General features: G+C 55.8%; 12 protein-coding genes. 5 read left to right on the top strand and 7 right to left on the bottom strand.

Annotated features, from left to right (window positions below):
- The first annotated feature begins 139 nt into the window (after positions 1–139).
- The 3 genes from pepT to BMW31_RS03880 all read left to right on the top strand — a co-directional run bounded on the left by pepT (position 140) and on the right by BMW31_RS03880 (position 4,830).
- Positions 140–1,363 (top strand): peptidase T, encoded by a 1,224-nt coding sequence (gene pepT / locus BMW31_RS03890; protein WP_091821292.1) that lies wholly within the window; start codon positions 140–142, stop codon positions 1,361–1,363.
- 135 nt (positions 1,364–1,498) lie between these two features.
- Entirely contained in the window at positions 1,499–3,769 is a 2,271-nt protein-coding gene (locus BMW31_RS03885) for a monovalent cation:proton antiporter family protein (RefSeq protein ID WP_091821289.1), read from the top strand.
- Positions 3,766–4,830 carry a carbohydrate-binding family 9-like protein gene (locus BMW31_RS03880; protein WP_091821286.1) on the top strand — a complete coding sequence of 355 codons (1,065 nt, stop codon included), beginning with the start codon at positions 3,766–3,768 and terminating at the stop codon, positions 4,828–4,830. Before BMW31_RS03885 ends, BMW31_RS03880 begins: the two co-directional genes overlap by 4 nt.
- Positions 4,831–4,836: 6 nt before the next feature.
- Here the strand turns inward: BMW31_RS03880 and BMW31_RS03875 are convergent, their stop codons facing one another.
- From BMW31_RS03875 to BMW31_RS03860, 4 genes are all read right to left on the bottom strand, one after another.
- Entirely contained in the window at positions 4,837–6,006 is a 1,170-nt protein-coding gene (locus BMW31_RS03875) for a MalY/PatB family protein (RefSeq protein WP_091821283.1), read from the bottom strand.
- Positions 6,007–6,268: 262 nt separating this feature from the next.
- Entirely contained in the window at positions 6,269–9,091 is a 2,823-nt protein-coding gene (locus BMW31_RS03870) for a putative LPS assembly protein LptD (RefSeq protein WP_091821280.1), read from the bottom strand.
- A 62-nt stretch (positions 9,092–9,153) separates the two neighbouring features.
- Entirely contained in the window at positions 9,154–9,735 is a 582-nt protein-coding gene (locus tag BMW31_RS03865) for an HDIG domain-containing metalloprotein (RefSeq protein ID WP_410524422.1), read from the bottom strand.
- Between the two features lie 44 nt (positions 9,736–9,779).
- Complete coding sequence (locus BMW31_RS03860; protein WP_091821277.1) at positions 9,780–11,555, bottom strand: biotin/lipoyl-binding protein; 1,776 nt, start codon at positions 11,553–11,555, stop codon at positions 9,780–9,782.
- 157 nt (positions 11,556–11,712) lie between these two features.
- On the opposite strand from BMW31_RS03860, the gene BMW31_RS03855 reads away from it, so the two are divergent.
- Positions 11,713–12,528 carry a lipocalin-like domain-containing protein gene (locus tag BMW31_RS03855; RefSeq protein WP_091821274.1) on the top strand — a complete coding sequence of 272 codons (816 nt, stop codon included), beginning with the start codon at positions 11,713–11,715 and terminating at the stop codon, positions 12,526–12,528.
- Positions 12,529–12,853: 325 nt separating this feature from the next.
- Here BMW31_RS03855 and BMW31_RS03850 read toward each other — a convergent pair whose 3' ends face one another.
- From BMW31_RS03850 to BMW31_RS03840, 3 genes are all read right to left on the bottom strand, one after another.
- Positions 12,854–15,067 carry a patatin-like phospholipase family protein gene (locus tag BMW31_RS03850; RefSeq protein ID WP_091821271.1) on the bottom strand — a complete coding sequence of 738 codons (2,214 nt, stop codon included), beginning with the start codon at positions 15,065–15,067 and terminating at the stop codon, positions 12,854–12,856.
- 78 nt (positions 15,068–15,145) lie between these two features.
- On the bottom strand, positions 15,146–15,613 hold the full coding sequence (gene queF, locus BMW31_RS03845; protein ID WP_091821268.1) for a preQ(1) synthase: 468 nt from the start codon (positions 15,611–15,613) through the stop codon (positions 15,146–15,148).
- Between the two features lie 13 nt (positions 15,614–15,626).
- On the bottom strand, positions 15,627–16,319 hold the full coding sequence (locus BMW31_RS03840) for a queuosine precursor transporter (RefSeq protein ID WP_091821441.1): 693 nt from the start codon (positions 16,317–16,319) through the stop codon (positions 15,627–15,629).
- A 151-nt stretch (positions 16,320–16,470) separates the two neighbouring features.
- Between BMW31_RS03840 and BMW31_RS03835 the strand changes: the two genes are divergently transcribed.
- The gene (locus BMW31_RS03835) at positions 16,471–17,556 is read left to right on the top strand and encodes a TlpA disulfide reductase family protein (RefSeq protein ID WP_091821265.1); all 1,086 of its coding nucleotides are present in this window, start codon (positions 16,471–16,473) and stop codon (positions 17,554–17,556) included.
- Positions 17,557–17,560 lie beyond the last annotated feature (4 nt).

The raw sequence follows: 17,560 nt of genomic DNA, 5'->3' as shown, positions 1-17,560 counted from the left end.
GTCTGTTGGCCTTAATAGGCAAAATCGCAGGGATTGATTGCTGGCACGGAAGCGCGGAGATGAAATAAATTAATGTTTAAAATGAGCGATTTAGAAATTTTATCGTTATCTTTGCAGAACAAGAACAAAACCTACCAAGATGAATATAACTGAAAGATTTCTGAATTACACCAAGTTTGACACGCAGTCGGCAGAAGACTCTGAGACTGTGCCCAGTACCTCCAAGCAGCTCATCTTTGCCAAATACCTGAAAGAGGAGTTGGAACGCGAGGGGCTGGCAGACGTTGAGATGGACGAGATGGGTTACATCTACGCCACGCTGAAGGCCAATACAAAGAAAGACATTCCCACCATCGGATTTATTTCTCACTACGATACCAGTACCGATTGCAGCGGTGCTGACATCAAGCCGCGCATAGTTGCCAACTACGACGGGCAGGACATAGAGCTCTCGCCGGGCATCATCTCGTCGCCCAAGAAGTTCCCCGAACTGCTTGACCACGTGGGCGAAGACCTCATCGTGACCGACGGCACTACCCTGCTGGGCGCCGACGACAAGGCCGGAATAGCCGAAATCGTGCAGGCCATGTGCTATCTGCGCGACCATGACGAAATCAAGCACGGCGACATTCGCGTGGGTTTCAACCCCGATGAGGAAATAGGAATGGGCGCACACCACTTTGACGTGGAGAAGTTCGGATGCCAGTGGGCCTACACGATGGACGGAGGAGACCTGGGGAACCTGGAGTACGAGAACTTCAATGCAGCCGCCGCAAAGGTGCGCATCAAGGGAGTGAGCGTACACACGGGCTATGCAAAGGGCAAGATGGTGAACGCCAACCGGCTGGCCTGCGAGTTCAACAGCCACATACCCGATACTGACATACCCGAAACTACCGAGGGCTACCAGGGCTTCTACCACCTGCTGAACATCGAAAGCCGCACGGAAGAGGCCAAACTGAGCTACATCATCCGCGACCACGACCGTGAGAAGTTTGAAGACCGCAAGGACTTCATGGAGTCGATAGCCAAGAAGATGAACGAAAAGTACGGCGAGGGCACCGTCAAGGTGGAACTGCGAGACCAGTACTACAACATGAAGGAGAAGATTGACCCCTGCATGCACGTTATCGACATCGTAGTAAAAGCGATGCAGGACTGCGGTGTTGCGCCCAAGGTGGAGCCCATACGCGGCGGCACTGACGGTGCTCAGCTCTCGTTCCGCGGCCTGCCATGCCCCAACATCTTCGCCGGCGGCGTCAATTTCCATGGCCCCTACGAGTTCGTATCCGTGCAGGTAATGGACAAAGCCATGCAGGTTATCGTGAAGATATGTGAGATTACGGCCGGCTTTGAAGACTGACCGCCGCGGCTTCCGGAAGCCGTCCGCGCACCGGGAAACAAGTTTCCGGCAACCAAGAGAAATGACATTGTATAACCAACTATAACTGCCTTCCTCAGCCCCCCCATAGGAGGGAGCGGGGAAGGTTTTACTTTTATGGCAGAACTTCCAGACTTAATAAAGGACTTGGCGCTCATACTGGTCGTGGCGGGAGCCGTGACCCTGCTCTTCAAGAAGTTCAAGCAGCCGCTGGTGTTGGGCTACATCGTAGCCGGATTCCTCGTCTCACCCCACATGCCTTATACCATGTCGGTAGTCGACAAGGCTGACATACAGACCTGGGCCGACATAGGCGTGATGTTCCTGCTGTTCTCTTTGGGGCTCGACTTCTCGTTCAAGAAAATCCTGAAGATGGGCATGGCGCCCGTCATAGCCACCCTTACCATTATCTTCTCCATGATGATGACGGGCATACTCGTGGGCCACGCCTTCGGTTGGAGCAAGATGGACTGCATCTTCCTGGGCGGTATGCTGGCCATGTCGTCAACCACCATCATCTACAAAGCATTCGATGACATGGGCCTGAGGCAGCAACGCTTCGCCGGACTCGTCATGAGCGTGCTCATTCTGGAAGACGTGCTGGCCATCGTGATGATGGTCATGCTGAGCGCGATAGCGGGCGGCAGCAATCCCGACGGCGGCCAGATGCTGGGCTCGGTGCTCAAGATAGGCTTCTTCCTCGTGCTCTGGTTCGTGGTTGGTATCTTCCTCGTGCCGTGGTTTCTGCGTGCCACGCGCAAGCTGATGAACGACGAAACCATGATTATCGTGGCCCTGGGGCTCTGCTGCCTCATGGCAGTGGTCTCCACGGCAGTAGGCTTCAGCAGCGCGTTCGGTGCCTTCGTGATGGGCAGCATACTGGCTGAAACCATCGAAGCCGACAAGATTATCAAGCTCGTAGAGCCGGTCAAGAACCTTTTTGGTGCCGTTTTCTTCGTCTCGGTGGGCATGCTGGTAGACCCGAAGATACTTACAGACTACGCATTGCCTATCGTCGTTATCGTGCTGGCCATCCTTTTGGGGCAGGGAATATTGGGAACAACGGGCTTCATGCTGAGCGGGCAGTCGCTCAAAACAGCCATGCGCTGCGGCTTCTCCATGGCTCAGATAGGCGAGTTTGCCTTTATCATCGCCTCGCTCGGCCTCTCGCTGCATGTCATCGGCGAGTTCCTGTATCCTGTGGTGGTAGCAGTATCGGTCATCACAACCTTCCTCACGCCTTATATGATTCGCTTCGCCGAGCCTTGTTACAACCACATAGAGAAGCGACTGCCCAGGAAATGGAGCCGATGGCTGAACCATTTGGGCACTGCCCACCAGACTTCGGCCGAAGAGGACAGCGACTGGAAGAAGCTGCTCAAGGCTCTCGGCATCAACGTTCTTATCTACTCCATCCTCTCCTCGGCCGTTATTGCCGTGATGTTCACCTTCTTCCTGCCCTTTATCCGGAGCCTCCTGCCCCACTGGTGGGCCAATGGCGTGTGCGGCGTGCTCACGGTTGCACTGATTGCTCCGTTCCTCCGCTCCATCGTCATGAAGAAGAATAACAGCGCGGAGTTCAAGTCTCTCTGGACGCAAAGCCACCTCAACCGCCTCCCGCTGGCGTTTACGATACTGGTGAGGGTGGTTATCGCCATCGCCTTTATCTTCTATATCTGCAACTATCTCACCCGTTTCACCCACGCGCTGATGATAAGCATCGGCGTGGCTGCCATCGTCCTGATGGTGCTCTCGCGCGGGTTGAAGCACCGCAGCATCCGTCTGGAGCGCCTCTTCGTGCAGAACCTGCACTCCCGCGACATTCAGGCACAGGTCATGGGGCGCAAGCGTCCGCTCTTTGAAAGCCGGCTGCTGGACCGCGACATACACATTTCAGACTTCGACATACCCGAAGATTCCACCTGGGGAGGCAAGACTTTGCAGGAGCTCCAGTTCCGTAACCGCTTCGGCATCCACGTGAGCAGCATCCTGCGGGGCAACCAGCGGATAAACATTCCCAACGGAGCAGCCATGATATTCCCCGGCGACAAGATACAGGCCATAGGCAACGACGAGCAGCTACAGGCCTTTGGCAACGCGCTGCGTCACGACACCGCCGACGCCGACCCGGAGATAGAACAGCGCGAAATGAAGCTCTCACAGCTGGTGCTGCGCGAAGGCAGCCCCCTCATTGGCCTCACTTTGAGGGAGAGCGGCATCCGAAACAAGTTCAACTGCATGGTGGTTGGCGTGGATGAAGGGCAGGAGAACCTGACCCTCATAGACCCTTCGCGCCCCTTCATGCAGGGCGACATCATCTGGGTTGTGGGCGAGCAGGCTTCGCTCGACGCCCTCTTCAACACACAAAACAAACCAACCAAGTCATGAAGAAACTAACTCTGGCCGCAGTCCTGTTGTGCCTCATCGCTACGGCTGCCCGTTCGCAATCGCTTACACAGAAGTTTGAACGCCTGCTGACCACCCCCAAGAGCTACGTGTGCCGGCGCACTGCAGGCAGCCTGAAGATTGACGGAAGGCTCGACGAAGCCTCCTGGCAGCAGGCAGAATATACGGAACTGTTCCGGGACATCAGCGGAAAAGGCTTCGCCAAGCCCAAATATGCCACCCGCGCCAAGATGCTCTGGGACGACGACTACCTGTATATAGGTGCCGAGATGGAGGAGCCCAACGTGACCGGAAAGCTCACTGAGCGCGACGCCATCATCTATCACGACAACGACTTCGAGGTATTCATCGACCCCGACGGTGACTGCGAGAACTACTTTGAGATGGAGATGAACGCCCTGAACACCGTCTTCGACCTGATGATGGGCCGCCCCTACCGCGACGGGGGCACCTTCTTTCTGCAATGGGACTACCGCACCATGAAGACTGCCGTGCACATAGAGGGCACGCTGAACGACAGTACAGACCGCGACAAGGGCTGGAGCGTGGAGATTGCCATCCCCAGGGAGGACGTCATGACGGGCTTCGACAACCTGCTCAAGGCCGGCAACTGCTGGCGTATAAACTTCTCGCGCGTGGAATGGCTCAAGCAAGGAGGGCCCGAGGAGAACTGGGTATGGAGCCCCACAGGCAAGATAGACATGCACATGCCCGACCGTTGGGCCTACCTGTACTTCTCCGGCAAGACCGTTGGAAGCCGTGACAACGAGCCGATTGCCTATCCCCATGACCCCGGCATCTACCGGCTGATGTGGGCACTCTACTACGCCCAGCAGGCCAGCAGGGAGCAGCACCACCGCTACCTTGCCGGCACAAAGGAACTGGGCCTAACGGCCGAGGACATGAAACTGCTGCCGCAGGGAGCCGACCTGCAGCTGGAAGTAACGCCAACCACCTTTAAGATAACCATAAAAGACGCCCGTCAGGGCACCGTCTACACACTGAACGAGACCGGGCACTTTACCCAAAAGAAGCCCGCCTGACCCCCATCAGCCTATAGCTGCAGCCAGCTGGGCGAGCGCTTGGCGTATAACAGCGCGCGGCTCGCCCACGTTCATGCGCATGAAACCTTCGCCCCCAGGGCCGAACATCTCGCCGTCATTGAGCGCCAAGTGAGCTTTATTGACAAAAAGATCCGTCAGTTGGTCGTGCTGCAGGTGCAGGGCCGTGCAGTCGAGCCACACCAGGAACGAGGCCTGCGGCCGCAAAGGCCTGATTTGCGGCATGTGCTCACGGCAGAAATCCTCTACCAGCAGCACGTTGCCCTCTACGTATTCCAGCATCTGCCTGCGCCATTCTTCGCCGTGCCTGTAGGCAGTCACGGTGGCAACCGATGAGAAGAGAGGGGCTTCATCGAACTCATTGGCCTCTATCCAGCTAAAGAACCGCTCGCGGATGGAGGCATCCGGCACGATACAATAGCTGCTCACGATGCCTGCTATGTTGAAAGTCTTGGTTGGAGCCTGAAAGGTGATGCTGTTGTTGCGTGCCTTCTCCGACACCGATGCAAAGGGTACGTGCCTGCGACCGAAGAGAGCCATGTCGCAATGTATCTCGTCCGAGACCACGAGCAGATGGTGTTCGTAGCAGAAGTCGGCCAGTCTTACGAGCGTCTCACGGCTCCAACAGAGGCCTGCAGGGTTGTGGGGATTGCACAGGATAAGCACTTTGCAATCCTCGTCGCACACCTCCGCCAGGTTGTCAAAGTCCATGTCGTAGTATCCGTCGCCCCTTCGCACGAGCGGATTCCACACCACCCGGCGGCCGTTACGCTGCGGCGTGATGCGGAAGGGATGGTAAACGGGAGGCTGGCAGATAATCTTCTGGCCCGGCTCGGTAAACACATTGGTCACCATGCCTATGCCTTTGACAATGCCGGGGATAAACTTCAGCCACTCCGCCTGTACCTCCCACTGGTGGTGAGTGCGTATCCAGTCGACCACGGAAGGCCAGAAATCGGCCGATTTGCCCGTATAACCGAAGACAGGATGCTGCATGCGCTGCTTCAGCGCATCGACTATGGCGGGGCAGACGGCAAAGTCCATGTCGGCTACCCACAGCGGAATAAGGTCTTCCCTACCCCAAAGTTTTTTCAGTAAATCGTGTTTCAGGTCGCCCGAACCTTTGCGGTCGATGACCGTATCGAAATCGTATTTCATGCTATTATTGTGTTTTCTTGTCTCTCTTCCATGTAAATTTGCAGCTCGCAGTTCATCACCCATCACCTAACACCCATCACCTATCACCCCAACACCCATCACCCGCGAACTTTTGACACCTGTCTAACAATCGTGCGACAAGTGTCGAATAATCGTGCGACACTTGTCGAAAGTTCGCGGAGCATACAAACAAGCCCGCCGAACACATCATTCAACGCCGTTGAACCATAGCTTCGGCAGCGTTGAATGCCACCTCGTGCGGTTAGTACCACTGCACGGCGTTGCTGTAGCCGCTGCGCTTGTCGTACTTCAGTGCATCGGTCAGGGTGCTGGCATTGCAGCGGAAGGTGAAGTTGTAGCTTGTGTACGGGGCCAGAACTACCTGGCAGCTCATGTTGAAACAGTGCAGGTCGCGCTGCAGCGAGGCCGTGGTCATGCTCATGGAGTGGTTCTCGAAGTCGTAGCCCGATGAGAAGCTGATGTTCCACCCGTCGCTGATGCGCACGTTTCCGCTCACGTTCAGCGTCTGCGAGAACTTGTAGGGGTAGCGCATGGTCTTGTAGTTGAACTTCTTGACGTCCTGATTTTCGCGCATGGTGATGCCGTAGCCAATGGTCAGAGACCACGGCATGGAGAACTTCATGTAGCCGTCGTGGTCGGTTTCGGTCTTGCCGGAGTCCTTTTTCTTGGCTCCCCGCTGTCCCTCTATCATGTCCTCATCCACGTTGCTCTCTATGTTCGTGTCTATTCCTTCTTCGTCGTTGTTCTTCCGCTCGTCCTCTTCTTCGTCGCTGTGGCCGAACCATTTACGCAGTGTTTCGGGGTTCAAGGTGAACGAGAAGTTCTGTGACATGCCCTGGAAGCGGCCGAAGCGGCCCTTGCCCCACTCGGTGTGGGTTCCTACTACGGGCACGCCGTCCTTGTTGAGTTCGTAGGCGTAGGTGGCAAACACGGCATTCATGTTGAAGGTATAGTTCTTCCACCACTTCAGGCGGATGCTCATCTGCAGGTCGCTCCAGCGGCGCACCTTGGCTGCTGCATTGTAGCTCATGCGTGCACCCAGCTCGTCAATGATGCTGATTTTACGGAACCCGGTAGAGTCTTTGTCGCTCTTGACCTTCATCTCGATGTTGTTGGACACGCTCCACGAAATGTTCTCCGACTTGCCTACGCCCGGCACGCCGTACAGAGCGTCGCGATAGGGCGAATATTGCACCAGCTCAACGGTGCCGTCGGCATTGGTACGCTGGTAGCTGTCATAGTAGCCGTAGCGCGAGGCGCCAAAGTCGGGCGCGTAACTGAACGATACCTGCGGCGTAATGACATGCCGGATGGCCTGTATCTTGTCGCCGAAGAGCTTGCGGCTGGGCGTCCAGAAGCCGTACAACTTGGTGCTGGCGCTCATGCTCAGGTTCCAGTCGTACACGTTGTGGAAGCCGTAGGTGGTGTCTGCAACTTCGTGTTGAGCGGCCGCGTCCCATGACCGCATCACCTTCTGCGAGTACATGCGGTCGGTAAAATTGAACGAGGGGCTCACGTTAATGTAGTTAAAGAGGGTGAAGTTGCCGCTGATGGGGATGTTGTGCTGCCATCCGTTGCGCCAGTCCTTCACTAAGTTTGAGTGCAGGAGTTTGTCCTCCTTCGTATTGATAGAGTTCTGTATGTGACCCGTGTAGCTCATGGAAATCTTCTCGTACCAGCGCTCCTTGCCCACCATCGTGCGGCGGCGGAAAGGATAGAAGCGGCTGATGGAGATGTTGAGGTCGGGCAACGTCATGGCGATAGACGAGTCGCGCATGTTCTGACTCAGGTTGGCCGTGCTGCTCAGCGTCATGCCGATGCTCGAGAAAGTAGTGCTCCAGCTTACGGAAGAGGTGCGGGTGCTCTGCGTAAGTGTCTGCGGGTTGTACATGCTATTGAGGTTGTTGCGCTCATAACTGGACGAGGCAAAGTTCACGCTTGCCGACAACGAGCTGAACGGGTTGGCCTTGGTGTCCTGCCGGTGGCTCCACTGCACCTTGAAACTCTTCTGCCGGCTGTAGTCCGGAAGGCCCTTGTCGCCTGTCCTGGTGTCCTGGAAACTGAAGAGGAAAGAGCCGCTGTAACGGTAACGCTTGTGGTAGTTGGAGGCGGCGGAGATGCCCCACGAGCCCTTTGTATAGATTTCGCCGAGCAGCTTGAGGTCCCACTTGTCGCTCATGGCAAAGTAGTATCCGCCGTCTCGGAGATAGAAGCCGCGGGCCTGCTCATCGCCGTACGAGGGCATGATGAAGCCGCTGGAGTAGCTTTTAGTAAAGGGGAAGAAGCCGTAAGGAATGGCCAACGGCAGCGGAACATCGGCTACAACCAGGTAGGCCGGGCCGAACACCACATCCTTACCTGGCCTCACCTTGGCCCGGGATAGGGCAATATAGAAGTCGGGATGCTCCTCATCGCAGGTTGTATAGCGTCCGTGCTGCAGGTAGATGACGCCGGAAGAGTCGCGTTTGGAACGCTCGCTGGTCAGGAAACCTTCTTCCTGCGCCGTATAGACGTTGTTGATAAAGCCTTTCTTGGTCTTGAAATTGAACGACATCTTGTCGCTCTCGTACTCGTCCTGGCCCATTTTGAACTTCGGTTTGTTCCTTACGCCGCCCTTCTCCGTAGAGTCCGGCGTGCCCGTTGCATGCACCAGGTTGCTGTCAAGGCTCATGTAAATCCTGTCGCTGGTCAGGTTCATGTTCTCGTAGTCAACCTTGGCAGAGCCGTAGAGGTGTGCTGTCTTGCTCGTGGCATCGTAGACCATGGAGTCCTGAGCTACGTAGTGGATGGGCGCCTCGAGGCCGTTGGACTTCTTCCTGTTGATGGAATCCAACCTGATAGAGTCGTCTATGACTTTGTTGTGGTGGTATATGGCAAGCTGCAAGGAGTCCATCTTCGTGGTATCGGGCAAGTTGCCGGCCGCACGGATGGTGGTATCGTTTATGGCAATGGTATCGTTACTGACAACTGTCTTGTTCTTTTTCCTGAACACGGGCATGTTGTCATTGGCCATCACAAACATGAAGGCAAACAGAAACACTGCTATAATCGTTCTCCGTCTCATTGTAATTTGCAAAGGTAAAGAAATAAAGATGAATGTAAGAGCGTTTGAGCAATTTTAACGTATTATTCAAACAACGTCTCCCAATGGCGGAAACGCTGTAGTCCGTCGGCACCGAACTTGGCCAGACTGCGTTCTGCCGAGGCTATTGTTTTCTCTTTATCGAGGCGTGTTTTGCTGTAAAATTTGTCGGCGTAGCAGATGACCTGCTCCTCCAAAGTTTCGGGCAGGAAGTCCTGATGCGGCAAAGGCAGGTTCTGGCTGATGATTTCCGCCGCCGTAAGTCCGGCCCCCGTGTGCCGCTCGCACACCCGGGCATGGCGCTCATAGCCCTCTGCCCGCAGCATTTCTGCTCCCAACCGGCCGTGGCAAAGGTAGGGTTCGGTACCGTAACAGCAGATGGACGGGGCGTTGCATCGCACGATTCCGATGTCATGCAGCATGGCAGCTTCGGTAATGAACTGCCTGTCCAGCTTCAGTTCCGGATGAAAAGAAACAATCTGCAACGCCCTACGCGTTACAGATTGGCTATGGGTAAGGAGGATGCGTCGAAGCTCGTTGTCCTCCGGATAGTATTTGTCAATAATAAGTCTAACCATCCCTTCCATGAAAGAAGACTGATGGTTAGACTCACGTATCTTGTTCATTGTGCAAGACTTCTTTATGTTCGCTCCCGTTGGGGGAGACGTTCTCAGGCTTCGTTTCTTTCTATGTAAGCGAGCACATCGCCCTTGCGCACCTTTGAACCCTGCTTGGCAGCAACCTCAACGAGCTTGCCTCCGAGGGCTGCAGGTACCGAGACAAACTCGCCCCAGGGAGCCTGGATGTAGCAGAACACATCGCCCTCCTTGTATTCCTTGCCGATGAAAGGCTCCTGAGCGGGAGCTGCTTCTCCGTCGCCCTGGAACTCCCAGAACAGCTGTCCGCGCAAGGGAGCGGCCACGGCGTCGGCCTTGGCGTGCTTGAACTCGGCCATCTGCTCGGGCGAGAGCTTGCTTCCGAGCTTGGCATCCTTAGCTGCCTGCAGGTCGGAGAGGAAGTTCTTCTTGGCCTGTCCGCTCTTGTAGTTGCGGTACTGCTCCGGGTGCATGGCCAGTTCGAAGAGCTCTTCGTCGTCTTTTCCATACTCCCAGCCGTTCTCGTCCATTTCTTTCTTGAAGTCGTCGAGTGCGTCGGGCAGCAGCGTATGCGGGTCGGCATCGGTAAACTCGAGGCCTTTCTGCTTGGCCAACTCCTTCAGTTCGGGTGCAATCTCGCCGGGTATGCGGCCCGACTTGCCAAGAATCATGCCCCACATGGAGTCATCCATCATCACGAAACGGCCCTTGCCCTGCTCTATTGTCAGCAAGTTCATGAGCGCGATGTTTTTGGTGTACTGCGAGAACGGCGTTACCAGTGGTGGATAACCTACCCGTGGCCAAACGTAAGCCACCTCGTCGAAGAGCTTGATGAGTATATCGTCGACGGAAAGTTCGGGCTCTCCTTTCTTCTTACGCAGGTTGTTGATGGTGCTGCGGATGCCACCCAGGTCGGACATCATGGAGCCCATCATGCCTCCGGGCAGTCCGCAGCCAAGCAGCAGCGAACTCATAATCTTGTTCTGCGGGTTGATGAAGTAGCCCAACCACTCGTCTATGAACTCCTGAGTGAGCGCGCGGGCCTTCATGTAGGCGTCCATGTTGATGTCGGGAACATCGAAGCCGGCGTGCTTCAGCATGCTCTGCACGGAGATAACGTCGGGATGCACCTTGCCCCACGACAGCGGTTCGATGGCCGTGTCGATGATGTCGATGCCGTTCTTGGCCACCTCGAGCATGGATGCCATCGACAGGCCGGGGCCTGAATGGCCGTGATATTCGAGGATGATGTCGGGATGTTTCTCCTTTATCATTCTGGTTAGCTCGCCCAAGAAAGCAGGCTGGCCGATGCCGGCCATATCCTTCAGGCAGATTTCCTCGGCTCCGGCAGCTACTTCCTCGTCAGCTAACTTGCAGTAATACTCCAGCGTATGTACCGGCGAAGTGGTGATACAGAGTGCTCCCTGCGGCGTCATGCCGGCCTCCTTGGCCCACTTGATGGAGGGCGCAATGTTGCGGATATCGTTCAGCCCGTCGAAGATGCGGGGAATATCCACGCCCTGCGCGTGCTTTACCCGGTACATCATGCGGCGCACATCGTCAGGAACAGGATACATGCGGAGCGCGTTCAGGCCGCGGTCCAGCATGTGGGTCTTGATGCCGGCCTCGTTGAACGGCTTGCAGAAAGCACGCACCGCGTCGTTGGGGTTCTCGCCTGCAAGCAGGTTAACCTGCTCAAAGGCGCCGCCGTTAGTCTCTACACGGGCAAAGCAACCCATGTCGATAATGACCGGGGCTATGCGCTCCAACTGGTCCTTACGTGGCTGGAACTTACCCGAACTCTGCCACATGTCTCGGTAAAGGAGACTGAATTGGATTCTCTTCTTCATATTTTCTTGATTCATATTGCGTAATATAATGCTTCGACCGCCCTCGGACAGCGGTCTTATATCAAGGTGCAAATTTAGATAAAAATTATCAATTTACACCTTATTGAATTGTTTTTTTATGATTTATAACTATCTTTGCAGGCAAAACAGTGCGTATATGAAACCATATCTCCTCATCACCTTCACCCTGTTCTCACTCCTCTTTGCCGCCTGCGGCAAGAAGAACGACGTTCACCTGGGCTCAAAAACCGAAGCACAGGATGAAGAGCAGCCGCTCAAGGGCGACAGTACAATCTACGGACTGGCCTGCGAGGGCTGTACTGACTCTGTGGTTGTGCTGCTGCCACAAGACGGAAGCGACCCCGTGACCTACAACATCATAGCCGCCAAGCGCAACGGAAAGGTGCTCGGCAAGATGAAAGTAGGCGACTGGATTGGCGTGGTCTTAGACCAGCATAACAAGCGCGTAGCCCGCCTGGTGGTTGACCTGGACGAGCTGCAGGGCATCTGGTGCTACGTGGTGATGCCGCAGTTGCGCGACTCTGCCAACATAGAAATCACCGACTCCGTACGCAACATCTACTTCATACCGCGCGAATACGGCTTCTGGCTCAAACGACAATGGAACGCGCAGAGCGTAGGCTACGTGAGCGAACAGACCTCGCTGGAGGACGCCAGCCCCGTTACCTACCCCCGCCTGCTGTTCTACACCAACTGGCGGATATGGAACGGCAAGCTCATTGTCATCAGCGGCGACATCAAGATGAACAAAGACAACAGCAACTACACCATCGTGAACCCCCGCAATGATACCTGCGACATTGACTATCTGGGCAACGACTCGCTCGTGTTGAGCTCCGACGGCGAGAGCCGCAGCTACTACCGCAAGGACAACGTAAGGGATATAAACGTGAAGGCCCGCCGCATAGCCGAGCAGCTAAGGCAGAAGGCACTGGCCGAAACCACCAAGTAACGCCGCTCCAAGACCTGCCCGGCGAGTCCCGCTCGGCGCCGGCAGCGAGCGGAAAACATACAGAAAGGCGTGCAACTCATTGGCAGTTGCACGCCTTTCTGCGTCCATGCAGGTAGCTGAAGACCGGCTGCGGGGGTGCCGTAAACGTGCAACGGAAGTCTTAAAGAGGTGCTTCGGGAACTTTCGACACTTGTCGCACAGTCGTGTGACACTTGTCAAACAATCGTGCGACAAGTGTCGAAAGTTCCTGCTCATATCCTCCGGCACCCGAAAAGCGGCGCACCGCCACCCCCGGAAAGGCTGCCGCGCGCCGCCGGCAAAAGCCTCAGAACTCGAAGCCCAGGTTGATATAGAAGTACGGCTCCTTGGTCTTTGACGAATAGCCGAGCGTAGCGCCCAGCGGACCGAAGATGCTGTTGTAGTAGTAACCTATCTGGTAGCCCATCATGGGGCCGTGGTCGAGGATGTTGCGCAGCTTGTCGGCATGCTGTGCTGCAGCCACTTTGGCTATGATGTAGTTGTTGTCGGTAATGCGTTCCTGCAGTTTCAGCTGCAGTGCCACGAACTGGTCTTCCGTCTGCTCGATGTGCCCCACGCCGGCAAAGGGCATCTGCCCCTCCACGTAGTGGTCGAACCAGTTGCCGCCAATGACGTTGCGCTTCACGTTGGGAATGCCGCCCCCGAAGAGCAACCGCCCGTAGAGCATGGGCTGCAGGGTAGCTCGGCGGGTGAGTGCGTACGACATCCGCCACATTGCATTTACGATGCTGAAGCCCAGATGGCTGCCGTAGTTGGCCAAATCGTCGGTATAATAGCCGAAGCCAGCTTGGAAGTTGGCTCCCCGGGTGGGAAAGTTCCACTTGTCCTCACTGTTGTATTCCACGTTGGCATGGTAGCTGATGAAGTGCACGTCGCGGTCGGACACGAAGGTATCCTGCACATGCGGGTCTATGAGAACATCGTTGAAGTTGAAGTAATCGAAGCGTGCGCCTATGTGGAAGTTGAAGTTCCGGATGTTGAAGTCTACCACGTTGAGGTGCACCTTGTGCTCGTTGTAGATGTTGTTGTAAACGCGGTCGCCGCCGTTATATACGTTAATGTCGTCGTGGCGGTAGATGTACGACAGCGTGAGTCGGCTGAATGCCACCGGCGTAAGCGAGAAGTCGGCTCGCCCCATGATGCGCTTGCCCAGCCGGAGCGTACCTTCAACGTTGATGGGGATGGCAGCCTTGATGTGGAAACCTGCGTTGGTTTGCAGTGCCACCATCTCTTCGGTGTCGAATCTCACGCCCAGGTTCACCTGACTTGTTTTCTTTCCGCGGGCCGTAATGTCAACATCGTAGCTGCTGCCGCGGCTCCGGATGTCGTAATCAGCATCGTCATAGTACAGGTCAACGCGCATGGAGGCGATGATGTGCTCTATGTCCTTCACGCTTACAGAGTCTCTGTTGGCCAGCCGGAACTTAAAACGCAGGAAGGCTTCGTCGCCTTTGTCAACATCGGTAAAGGTGATGCGGTTGAGCCGCATGCGTGCCGGCAGCTCGTTGGCCGTGGCAGGCTGCAGGGCAGCGGGACGGTAGCCGGCAGGCAGGCCCAGTTCTTTCTTGAGCGCCATCAGCTCGTCCCAGTGCTTCATGGCTTCCTCCTCGCCGCGGCGTATCAGCGTATCAATGGCCACACGGGTAAAGCTGGCGGCCGAGTATCCGGTGGTGTTGGCCTGAATGAGCACGTCGGTTTGGCGCATGTTGTCCTCGTACTTGTTCTTACAGTTAACGTCTACAATCTGTCCCAGCACCGTTGCGGCCGTCTTGAGGTCGTCGGCCGTCTTGGGCGGACCCTGCACCGTGACGCCTATCACCACGTCGGCGCCCATGGCGCGGGCAATGTCTACGGGGTAGTTGTTGCGCAGTCCGCCGTCTACCAGCATCATGTCGCCCTTCCTCACGGGGGCAAACACGCCCGGTATCGACATGCTGGTGCGCATCGCCTCGGCCAGTACACCGCTGTGGAAGTCGTACTCCGTGTTGTCTACTATGTTCGTGGCAACGCATGCAAAGGGTATGGGCAGGCGGTTAAAGTCCATCGAGTCGCGGTAGCCTACGGTAAGTCTTGCAAAGAGATTGGAGAGGTTCTTGCCCACGATGAAGCCGCCCCCGCCGGGCGAAACGTGGCGACGGATGGTGATGTCCTTGGAGAGCAGATAGGTGTTTTGTTTCCGGCGGTCGTTCAGGCTCTGCTTGCTCACGTCGGTCTTGTCGGAGAGCAGGAAGGTCCAGTCTTGCTCCCTGACCAGCGAATCGAGCAAGTTGGCGTTGTAACCGATGGAATAGAGGCCTCCGATAATGCTGCCCATGGAGGTTCCGGTCACGATGTCAACGGGAATGCCGGCCCGTTCTATCACTTTCAGTGCACCGATGTGGGCCATGCCCTTGGCCCCTCCGCCCGAGAGGACAACGGCAACTTTCTTTCTCGCTTGCTGTGCCTGCAACGGCAAGGCCAGCAAGCCAACGGTGGCTAACAACAAAAAAAATCTTCTCATAGCTGCATGTATGACGGTGTTTTCGTATGCTATCGTCCGGCCATGCCTACGGGGCAGAGCCGCGGAGCGTGGCCTGCGCTACTGCATGTTGTGGTTCATGAAGCGGTGTTCGGCCAGCTGTTCGTACCTTGTTCCCTTGCGGCCGTAGTTGGCGTAGGGGTAAATACTGATGCCGCCGCGCGGGGTGAAGATGCCCGTAACCTCAATGTACTTGGGTTCCATCAGGTGGATGAGGTCCTTCATGATGATGTTCACGCAGTCTTCATGGAAGTCTCCGTGGTTGCGGAAGCTGAAGAGGTAGAGCTTCAGGCTCTTGCTTTCCACCATTCTCTCGGCCGGCACGTAGCTTATTCGTATCTCGGCAAAGTCCGGCTGGCCCGTAATGGGACACAGGGAGGTGAACTCCGGGCAGTTGAACTGTACCCAGTAGTCGTTGTCGGGGTGCTTGTTGGCGAACGTCTCCAACACTTCCGGCGCATAGTCCATGCTGTACCGGGTCTTTGCACCGAGGGATTTGAGGCCCTCGTCTTTTCTCGTTTCAGACATATCTTGTGGTTCGTTAATCGTTCAACTTGAGCCTGAAGATATTGTAGCTGATGCCTTCGTCGTAGGCATCCTCACCCTCGTGGGCTTTCAGTGCAGCCACTATGCGGATGGTAACGGGCAGGGCAACCACCTCGTAGGCCGTCTTCAGGATGACCTGCCACAGCATGAGCTGCGGCAACTCGTCGGCAGGAACCACGCCGCCCAGTGCCAACGGGAAGAAGATAGCAGAGTCTACGCTCTCTCCGGCCACCGTACTCAGGATGGCGCGGGCGGAGAACCGGCGCCCTCCATCGTGTATCTTCATGCGGCTCATCACGTAGGCATTGGCGAAACTGCCGAAGAGGAACGCCACGAATGATGCCGCCGCAATACGCGGAGCGAGGCCGAAAATGGCGTGGAAGCCGGCATCGTTCTGCCAGTAAGATGCTCCCGGAATCCAGTCGCACACGGCACCAAGCATCACGAAGAAGAAGTTCATGGCGAAGCCTGTCCATATCAGGAGCCGTGCCTTGCGGTATCCCCATACCTCACATACACAGTCGTTGATGATGTAAGATACCGGGAAGACAATCAATCCGCCTGTAAGACTGATGGAACCTACTGCTATCTGCTTTGTTTCAAGCACGTTTGCCGCTATCAGGCAAACACAAAAGAGTATGCTGAACATCATGAACAACACGCTCACCGTTTCTTTTCTACTGTTCATTTCCTTGTTTTTAAAGAGGTTTACCAAGCACTCTATTATCCAAAAAATATACTTAACGGGTGCAAAGATACTTAAAATAATCGACACGGTGCACCGTATTCGGCCAAAAAGCGTAATTTTGCAACAGTTTATAACATTAACAACTACGAAAATGAAGAGACTATTTACTTTGACAGCTATCGTGCTGGCAGCCTCGTGCATGTATGCACAGGGCGTCGACTACGTCATATCCGGCACCGCACCCAAAGGCTCCACAATGGCCTACTACTGGGTGAATGCCAACTCAAGCCAAAGAGACAGCGTTGCCGTAAACGGCGACAAGTTCGAGATTAAGGGCAACCTGCCCCTCAATGCGTTCATCACCCTGGCCACCGACAAGGGTCAAGTGGTAACCGTTCTCAACGACCGCACGCCCCTGACGGTGAACCTGAACAACGGCACCGTTACCGGATCGCCCAAGAATGTGCAGTTCGGCGACTTCCAGAAACAGCAGACCAAGAACGGGAAAAAGTCGAAGGAACTCTACGAAGACTGGAAAGAAGCAAGCCAACAGGAAACCATCGAGAACCTGACCAAGAAGAAAACGCTGGAGAAACAGATGGCTGCACTCGACAAGAAGAATGCCGACGACATCAAGACTTTCTGCCAGAACAACGCTGACAACGCCCTGCCGGCCTACCTGCTGAACCAGAATTTCTATTATTTCGACTACAACGAGCTGAAGCAACTCTGCGATGCAGGCACGGCGTACTACAGCCATCCGCTCATGGCTCGGCCCAAGGAGCAGCTCAACGCGCTGGCCAAAAGGCGCCCGGGGCTGAAGTTCACCGACCTCACCCTGCACGACATGAACGGCAAGGCCATGAAACTGAGCCGCTGGGCGGGCAGAGGCAACTACGTGCTGGTTGACTTCTGGGCCAGCTGGTGCGGCCCCTGCAGGCAGGAGATGCCCAACGTTGTCAATGCCTACAAGCGCTACCACAAGGCCAGAGGGTTTCAGGTGGTGGGCGTATCGCTCGACACCAAGGCCGACAGTTGGCACAAGGCAGTGAGAGAACTGGGGATGGCGTGGCCGCAGCTGTCGGACCTCAAGGGCTGGAAAAGTGCCGCCGCAAAGGCTTACGGCGTAACTTACATACCCTCGAACGTGCTCCTCGACCCCAACGGAAAGATTGTTGCAGCCGACTTAGGGGGTGAGAACCTGACGGCGAAGCTCAAGGAGATATTCGGTTACTGATTCC

It is taken from the genome of Prevotella sp. kh1p2 (assembly GCF_900111525.1).
GTDB lineage: Bacteria > Bacteroidota > Bacteroidia > Bacteroidales > Bacteroidaceae > Prevotella.
Note: the sequence above shows the minus strand (reverse complement) of the source record. Positions and strands in the feature narration are given on the sequence as shown.

What these genes read in the sequence shown, in the direction of transcription:
- pepT (WP_091821292.1), top strand. Translation starts at nt 140, where the DNA reads ATGAATATAACTGAAAGATTTCTGAATTACACCAAGTTTGACACGCAG.
- BMW31_RS03885 (WP_091821289.1), top strand. Translation starts at nt 1,499, where the DNA reads ATGGCAGAACTTCCAGACTTAATAAAGGACTTGGCGCTCATACTGGTC.
- BMW31_RS03880 (WP_091821286.1), top strand. Translation starts at nt 3,766, where the DNA reads ATGAAGAAACTAACTCTGGCCGCAGTCCTGTTGTGCCTCATCGCTACG.
- BMW31_RS03875 (WP_091821283.1), bottom strand. Translation starts at nt 6,006, where the DNA reads ATGAAATACGATTTCGATACGGTCATCGACCGCAAAGGTTCGGGCGAC.
- BMW31_RS03870 (WP_091821280.1), bottom strand. Translation starts at nt 9,091, where the DNA reads ATGAGACGGAGAACGATTATAGCAGTGTTTCTGTTTGCCTTCATGTTT.
- BMW31_RS03865 (WP_410524422.1), bottom strand. Translation starts at nt 9,735, where the DNA reads ATGAACAAGATACGTGAGTCTAACCATCAGTCTTCTTTCATGGAAGGG.
- BMW31_RS03860 (WP_091821277.1), bottom strand. Translation starts at nt 11,555, where the DNA reads ATGAAGAAGAGAATCCAATTCAGTCTCCTTTACCGAGACATGTGGCAG.
- BMW31_RS03855 (WP_091821274.1), top strand. Translation starts at nt 11,713, where the DNA reads ATGAAACCATATCTCCTCATCACCTTCACCCTGTTCTCACTCCTCTTT.
- BMW31_RS03850 (WP_091821271.1), bottom strand. Translation starts at nt 15,067, where the DNA reads ATGAGAAGATTTTTTTTGTTGTTAGCCACCGTTGGCTTGCTGGCCTTG.
- queF (WP_091821268.1), bottom strand. Translation starts at nt 15,613, where the DNA reads ATGTCTGAAACGAGAAAAGACGAGGGCCTCAAATCCCTCGGTGCAAAG.
- BMW31_RS03840 (WP_091821441.1), bottom strand. Translation starts at nt 16,319, where the DNA reads ATGAACAGTAGAAAAGAAACGGTGAGCGTGTTGTTCATGATGTTCAGC.
- BMW31_RS03835 (WP_091821265.1), top strand. Translation starts at nt 16,471, where the DNA reads ATGAAGAGACTATTTACTTTGACAGCTATCGTGCTGGCAGCCTCGTGC.